Origin of the sequence: Belnapia sp. F-4-1, from assembly GCF_000802185.1 — a bacterium.
Lineage (GTDB): Bacteria > Pseudomonadota > Alphaproteobacteria > Acetobacterales > Acetobacteraceae > Belnapia.
Window position 1 is genome coordinate 5,319,894 of sequence record NZ_KN676113.1, and the last position, 6,895, is coordinate 5,326,788.

A 6,895-nucleotide genomic window follows, 5' to 3' on the forward strand; every position below is an offset into this window, starting at 1 on the left:
GCCCGGCTTCAGCTGAAGATGAAGTCGCTGATGCTGAGATCCCCATCGGCCAGGATGGTGATGTTGTTGGTCCCGAAGGACACCTCGCCATCCGCCGTGAAGGTGACCTGGGTGGAGGTGATGCCGCTGAACGCCAGCTTGTCCACGCCGACCTTGAAGTCGCTGATGGTGTCAGTGCCGAAGCTGCCTGCGAAGACGAAGGTGTTGGCCCCCTCGCCGCCGGCCAGGTCGTCATTCCCGATGCCGCCGATGATCGTATCGTCGCCGGCGCCGCCGGTGATCTGATCGTTGCCGGCGCCGGCATCGAGCTGGTTGCCATCGTCGTTGCCGATGATGGTGTCGTTGCCGATGCCGGTCTTCACACCCTCGATCGAAACCAGGTTCAGGGCGAAGGCGGGGCTGACGGGCTGGGTCAGGTCGACGGTCTGGGCCGTCGCCGCCCCGCTGTTGTCGAGCGTGTCGAGGCCCGCGCCGCCTTCCAGAAGGCCGCTGTAGAAGTTGACGAAGGTGTCGGCGCTGGAGCTACCGATGTAATGGTTCACGGCACCCGGGTTGAACCCGACGCTGAAGCCGGAGCCGGTGGCACCGCCATAGCTGAAGATGCTGGCGCCGCTTGCGGCATTGGAGAAGTCGAGCGTGTTGCTGGTGCCGGAGGCCGCGACGACGTCGTTGCCCAGGCCGACCTTGAAGACGTTGGCGCCCGCACCACCGTTCAGGTAGTTGCTGCCGCTGCCGCCGTCGATGGTTTCAGCACCCGTGCCGCCGATGATCGTGTCAGCATCGACGCCGCCGATCAGGGTGCTGGCGAAGTCGCTGCCGCGGATGACGTTGTTGCCGTCGCCGCCATCGATCGAGTCAGAGCCGGCGCCGAAGATGGTGTCGGCACCGCTACCGCCGAGGATGGTCGCAGCGGCGGAGTTGCTGATCAGCAGATCGTCGCCGGTGCCGCCCACCATGAGGGTGGTGCCGGCGCCGCCATAAATGACGTCGTTGCCGCCGGCGCCGTCGATGGTTGCCGGAGCTCCCCAGACGGTGTCGTTCAGATTGGTGGCGACGATGCTCTCGAAGCCGTTGAAGTAGACGTTGGAGCCGGCGATGCCGCCCGCCTCGCCATAGATTTCGCGGCCGGTCGTGGCCCGGGACAGGTCGAGGGTATCGGTGCCACCGCCTGCCAGAATGGTGCCGCCGGCGCCATCCACCCAGGAGACGAGGTCGTCGCCGTTGCCCACGTTGATGTAGTTGTCGCCGCCGCCGGCGAGGATGGTGTCGCTGCCGGCACCGGTGACAATGATGTCGCCGAGCGCGCCAGGACCGGTATCGTCCGCGGCGCTGACATACTGGTTGCCGTCGCTCAGCTTCGCCGTGTCGGCACCCGTGCCGAGATTGATCACACCGTTGCCGAGCGCGGCCCAGATGGTGTCGTTGCCAGCGCCGGCGAAGATGGTGTCGTCGCCGGTCTGCGAGTAGAAGACGTCGTCGTCCGCGGTGCCCACGAGATTGTCGGGTCCGAACGTCCCAGGAATAGTAGCCATCAAGGCGCCTCCAAAGGCTGCGAAGCGAATAGGAGCCGACCCCCCTATGGGACGCCCCATTCAACCGATACCGGCGCTTTTATATGCCGTTCACAACCGCTGGTGAAGAAGGCAGGTCGTCTCAATTTGTACCAGCGATAGAGGCGCGATCCAGTAAGCTGTGGTTAAAACCAGCCTGAGGATAATTTATCACGATTTTGTGATACCGTTTTCGATATGAAGCGTCGGGAGTGATCCCTTTGGTGCGACAGCGAAGGCCACCACCTTCGCACTGCACCATCCAAGTTCGTTGCCGGATTCTTAGCACTACGAACGGTGTAAAGACTTGTCGCCTCGGTTGCCTCCAGATTGACCATGCTGCAACCGCTGGTTAAACATTGCCCCCATAGGACGGCGCCTTCTCGGTGCCCGACATCGGCGGTGGGGTGATTGTTATGGCGGATTTTGCATCGATAGCCGGGGGACGGTTCGACCTGGAGCAGTTCGGCAACGTGCCGAACGGGGTTGATGCCTTCTATCATATCGAGACCGGCGGCCTGTTCATCGACCGTGGCCTGTCGAGCGGCGAGACCTTCGTCGATGCCACGGAGGCCAGTGGCGGCATCGCCTTCAGGGACGGCTCCGCCGGCAACAGCCTGGTGGATGGGTCCGGCAACGTCCTCGGCTTCTACGGCAGCGTCCACGCCGACACGGTGAACGCCGGTGGAGGCGACGACAGCATCTCCGCAGGCAACGGCGACAACTATGTCAGCGCCGGCGACGGCAACGACTCGATCACCGCGGGCGACAACAACGACACGCTGATCGGTGGCTCGGGCAATGACCTGATCTTCGGTGGTGACGGCCGCAACAACATCCAGGGCGGCGACGGCAACGACACGCTTTCCGCTGGCTCCGGCAATGACAGCATCTCCGGCGGCGTGGGCAATGACAGCCTCTGGGGTGGCGATGGCAACGACACGCTACTCGGCGGCGACGGCATGGATACGCTGGCCGGCGGCGCGGGCAACGACCTGCTGAACGGCGGCGCAGGGCCCGACTACTTCGCCTATGAGGACGGCTTCGGCGGCAACGACACGATCCTCGGCTTCAGCTACGGTGAGGATTTCGTGCAGATCAAGGCCGGCATGGACGGCGTCAACAGCCTCGAGGACCTCGCCGGCAAGATCACCGTCGAAGGCTCGAGCGTGAAGATCTCGCTGAGCAGCGGCGACACCATCCTCATCAAGGGCATCACCGGCACCACCGCCCAGGAGATGGCGGCCAACCCGGAAAACTGGATCAAGGGTCTCGGCTAGCGCTGGACCGCGCTGGCATAAACACAGCAGAAAGTATTCTCTGATACCCGTGTCTCATGATGACGGGGGCAAGGGTTCTGGATACTTTCGAACCAATGCCGGCGACATCCTCGGATGTCGCCGGCGGCGCTTCTGCCGTGCTTCTTGCGCTCTCGCCCGGCGCCGTGCTGCTCGTCCTGCGGGACGGGCTTCCGGGCATCGACACGGGCAGCCTCTCCCTCGCCTCGGCCCACGGGCCGGTCGAGCCGCCGATGTCCTGGCAGACGGTGCCGGGGACGGCGCTCTCCCTTCTTTTGCTGAAGCCACAACCGGGGCTTGCCATGGGCGAGTGGCTGGATGCCGGCGATGATTCGGGCGGGCGGGTGCGGCTGCTGCCCGAGGCCGGCAGCATCGCGGACTGCTTCGGCAACCTGGCACCCGCGGCCCTGCTTCGGGTCGCGGGGTTCCTCGCCGCCCGCGGCCGCCGCCTGCTGCGCGGCGCGGAGGATGCGGCCCTCGCCGCGGCCTGCCATGCCGTGGCCGGGCTCGCCCAGGCGCCGGAGCGAGGCGCCCGGGCAGCGGCATTCTGCGGCGCCGATGCGCTGCTCTGGTCCCTCCCCCGCGGCCTCGCGGCGGAGGCGGCTACCTCCTATGTCGTCAGCCGGAACCGGCTGCGGCAGGTGAGCCATACGGACCAGACGCTGATCCTCGACGATCGAAGCTTCGAGGGTGGCTTCCTCCTCCCGGCCGGGGCGGAGGGGCCGATCCATCTTGCGCCGGCACCCGCGACGCTGCCGACACTCGGTGATCTGGCACGACGCCAGGATGCGGCGGGGCGCGGCCTCTACCGCTTGGCGACAACCGAACTCGCCCGGCGCGCAGCGACCGAGGAGCCGGCGCGGCGGCTGCTGCGGGACCACCAGCTGGTGCGGCCGACGCAGCCGGCGGCGCAGGTCAGCCAGCCGGACGAGCCCTTCGGCGGCGCGCTCGAGTTGGCGGTGGACGACCATGCCGGCGGGCTCTTCCTGCGCGGCTGGCTGCGCGATCCGCTGGCACTTGTCGCCCGGCTCACCCTGCAGGGACGGTTCGGCGAGCAGCGGCTGGTGCCGGAGCAGATGGTCCGTTTCCCACGGCCCGACATCGGCAAAAAATACGCCGAGGCGCCGCATGGCGGGGCAGAGCTGAAGGCCGGGTTCGTCGCCTACCTGCCGCGGGCGGCATCGCGGCCCTCGGCGCAGTGGCGGCTGCAGGTGCGGCTGAGCACGGGCGACGAGGTGGCGCTGGTGGCGCCGCCTTCCATCACCACGCCGCTGCTGGCGCGTGACCGGGTGCTGGGCGGCATCGCCCCGGTGCATGTGACGCCGGAGATCATGGCGCGCTGCATCGCCCCGCCCGTGGAGCGGCTGCACCAGCGGGTGATGGCGGCGCGGCAGGCGCCGGAGGTGGTGCGGATCGGCCGGCCGGTGGCGGCGCCCGCGGTCAGCCTGGTCATCCCGATCTACCGCAATGTCTTCTACCTGCGGCATCAGCTGGCGGCCTTCGCGCGGGATGCGAGCCTCGACGAGGCGGAGCTGATCTTCGTGCTCGACAGCCCGGAGCAGCGGGAGGATCTGGAGCACAATCTGCGCGGCTATCAAGGCATCGGCGGGCGGCCCGTGACGCTGGTCGTGCAGCCGGCCAATTACGGCTATGGCAGCGCCTGCAATGCCGGCGCGGCGGAAGCGCGGGCGCCGGTGCTGCTGCTGATGAACTCCGACGTGGTGCCGGCGCGGCGCGGCTGGCTGCGGCCGCTGCTCGGCATGCTGGAGGCGGCGCCCGGCCTCGCCGCGGTGGGGCCGAAGCTGCTCTACGGCAACGACTCGCTGCAGCATGCGGGACTCTATTTCGAGCGGCTTGGCGGGGATGGCGATTGGTACAACAGCCATTACTTCAAGGGCCTGCCGCGTCGCTTCCCGGCGGCGAACGAGGCGCGGGAGGTGCCGGGCATCACCGGCGCGGCCTTCTGTGTGCGGCGGTCAGCCTTCGAGGCGGTGGGCGGCGTCACCACCGACTACGTGGTCGGCGACTACGAGGATTCGGATCTCTGCCTGAAGCTGCGGGCGGCGGGGCATGGCATCGGCTATGTGCCGGCCTCGGAGCTCTACCATTTCGAGCGGCAGTCGATCACGCTGCATGGCGGCTACGCCAGGACGCTGGCGGCGGCCTACAACCGGGGCCTGCATCACCGGCGTTGGGCGGGCGACATCGCGGCGCTGATGGAGCGTGAGTGGCCGGTGGGCAGCTTGCCCGATTGCAGCGAGGCGGCGTGACGGCGATGCGCGTGCTCTTCCTTTGCCACAATCACCCTTCGCTTCAGCCGGGGGGGACCGAGGTCTTCGCCCGCAACCTGTTCCGCGAGTTGCGCGATCGGCACGGGCTCGAGGGCCTGTTCCTTGCCGCCGTCACCAGCAGCCACCGCGAGCCGCTGCCCGGCACGGTGGTGCAGGCGGTGGGCCAGGCGACGGATGAGATGCTGCTCTGGCTGGACAATTTCGACCGTTTCTTCCTGACGCAGCCGGACACCTACGGCTTGGCGACGCTGGCGCCGCTGATCGAGGCGTTGGCGCCGGATGTGGTGCATGTCCACCACTCGCTGCAGCTCGGCACTGAAACCATCGACCTGGTCCGGCGGGTGGCGCCGAAGGCGCGGTTCGTCTTCACTGCGCACGACTTCTTCCCGATCTGCCCGCAGGAGGGGCAGCTGCTCACCACGGATGGCCGGCTCTGCAACGGGCCGACGCTGGATGGCTGCCTGCGCTGCTTCCCGGACCGGGGAGCGACGGACATCGTCATGCGGCAGCTCGAGCTGCGCGACGTCTTCGCGGATTTCGACCACATTCTGGTGCCGAGTGAATTCGCCCGCGGCCGCTACGTGGCGAGCGGCTGGTCGCCCGAGCGCTTCAGCGTCATGCCGAACGGCGTGCCGGAACTCCCGGCGGCACCTTTCCGCGTCGCGCCGGATGGGCGAAGGGACCGCTTCGGCTTCTTCGGCCACATCAACCGGTTCAAGGGCAGCCTGATGCTGCTTCGCGCCTCGCACCAGCTGAGCGAGAGAGGGGTGGCGCACCGCGTCACGCTGCATGGCGGGGCAGCCTATCAGTCCGAAGCCTTTATGGCGGAGTATGATACCGCCCTCGCCGCGGCGCCGGCGGCACATTACCGCGGCGCCTATGTGGCGGAGGAACTCGCCGGGCTGATGCAGCAGGTGGACTGGGTCGTGATCCCCTCCATCTGGTGGGAGAATGCACCGCTGGTGGTTCAGGAGGCCTTTCGCCACCGCCGCCCGGTCATCTGCAGCGGCATCGGCGGCACGGCGGAGATGGTGCGGGACGGTATCGACGGGCTGCATGCGCCGGTGAAGGATCCGGCCGGGCTCGCCGAGGTGATGCGGCGGGCGATCGAGACCGAGGGGCTTTGGCAGCGGCTGGTCGAGGGCATCGCCCCGCCGGTGACCCTGGCGGATGCCGCCGACCGGCACCTTAAGTTGTATAAAGCTGCGCTGGCCGTCGCTTCCGTTTAGAATGCGGCCTAGCAGCCTGTCGGATTTGCACTTGGTGTCAGGCCGAGGGTTGAGGCGCGATCAGGCTGCGAGCCGCAGGTTGTGGAGCCTGCGGCAGTTGTAGGCGAGGGCGACGAGGGTCCACTCGCTGGTGACCTTGGCGAGGCCGCGGAGGTGGAAGCGGGTGAAGCCGAGGGCTGACTTGATGGTGCCGAAGACGGGCTCGACGGTCTGCTTGCGACGGGCGTAGCGGGCTTTGGCATTAGGGGTTTCGAGCTTGGCCACCATGGCGAGGCGCCAGGGCTCGGTGATGCGGCGTGGCGTCCTGGGCTGGGGTGGCGGCCGGAAGTCGTAGGCGCGGTGCGGCTGGGTCCGGCCGATGGCGACCAGCGGCTCGATCCCGTGCGCCTCGAGGGCGGCAACTGCCTCGCCTGAGGCGAAGCCGGTGTCGGCGAGGACGGTCTGTGGCAGGCCGATGCCGCCCTCCATGCCGAGGATGGTTGCGGCAAAGCTCGGCGCATCGGCCGAGGTGGCGACGACGCCGGTGG

5 protein-coding genes are annotated in these 6,895 nt (G+C 67.9%); 3 read left to right on the forward strand and 2 right to left on the reverse strand.

Annotated elements, in window-relative coordinates; genetic code table 11:
• Nucleotides 1-8 precede the first annotated feature (8 nt).
• Nucleotides 9-1,592 carry a calcium-binding protein gene (locus LH62_RS25110; RefSeq protein WP_082012768.1) on the reverse strand — a complete coding sequence of 528 codons (1,584 nt, stop codon included), beginning with the start codon at nt 1,590-1,592 and terminating at the stop codon, nt 9-11.
• 344 nt (nt 1,593-1,936) lie between these two features.
• On the opposite strand from LH62_RS25110, the gene LH62_RS25115 reads away from it, so the two are divergent.
• The 3 genes from LH62_RS25115 (at nt 1,937) to LH62_RS25125 (ending at nt 6,368) form a co-directional block, all read left to right on the forward strand.
• Complete coding sequence (locus LH62_RS25115; RefSeq protein ID WP_201445582.1) at nt 1,937-2,830, forward strand: calcium-binding protein; 894 nt, start codon at nt 1,937-1,939, stop codon at nt 2,828-2,830.
• 95 nt (nt 2,831-2,925) lie between these two features.
• Entirely contained in the window at nt 2,926-5,118 is a 2,193-nt protein-coding gene (locus LH62_RS28725) for a glycosyltransferase family 2 protein (RefSeq protein WP_052214901.1), read from the forward strand.
• Between the two features lie 5 nt (nt 5,119-5,123).
• Nucleotides 5,124-6,368 carry a glycosyltransferase family 4 protein gene (locus tag LH62_RS25125; RefSeq protein ID WP_043364807.1) on the forward strand — a complete coding sequence of 415 codons (1,245 nt, stop codon included), beginning with the start codon at nt 5,124-5,126 and terminating at the stop codon, nt 6,366-6,368.
• A 60-nt stretch (nt 6,369-6,428) separates the two neighbouring features.
• Here LH62_RS25125 and LH62_RS25130 read toward each other — a convergent pair.
• A partial coding sequence (locus LH62_RS25130; protein WP_043364808.1) for a transposase occupies nt 6,429-6,895 on the reverse strand: 467 nt, incomplete at its 5' end.

Excerpts from the sequence above, each read along its gene's own strand:
- LH62_RS28725 (WP_052214901.1), top strand. The coding sequence starts at position 2,926 with ATGCCGGCGACATCCTCGGATGTCGCCGGCGGCGCTTCTGCCGTGCTT.
- LH62_RS25125 (WP_043364807.1), top strand. The coding sequence starts at position 5,124 with ATGCGCGTGCTCTTCCTTTGCCACAATCACCCTTCGCTTCAGCCGGGG.
- LH62_RS25110 (WP_082012768.1), bottom strand. The coding sequence starts at position 1,592 with ATGGGGCGTCCCATAGGGGGGTCGGCTCCTATTCGCTTCGCAGCCTTT.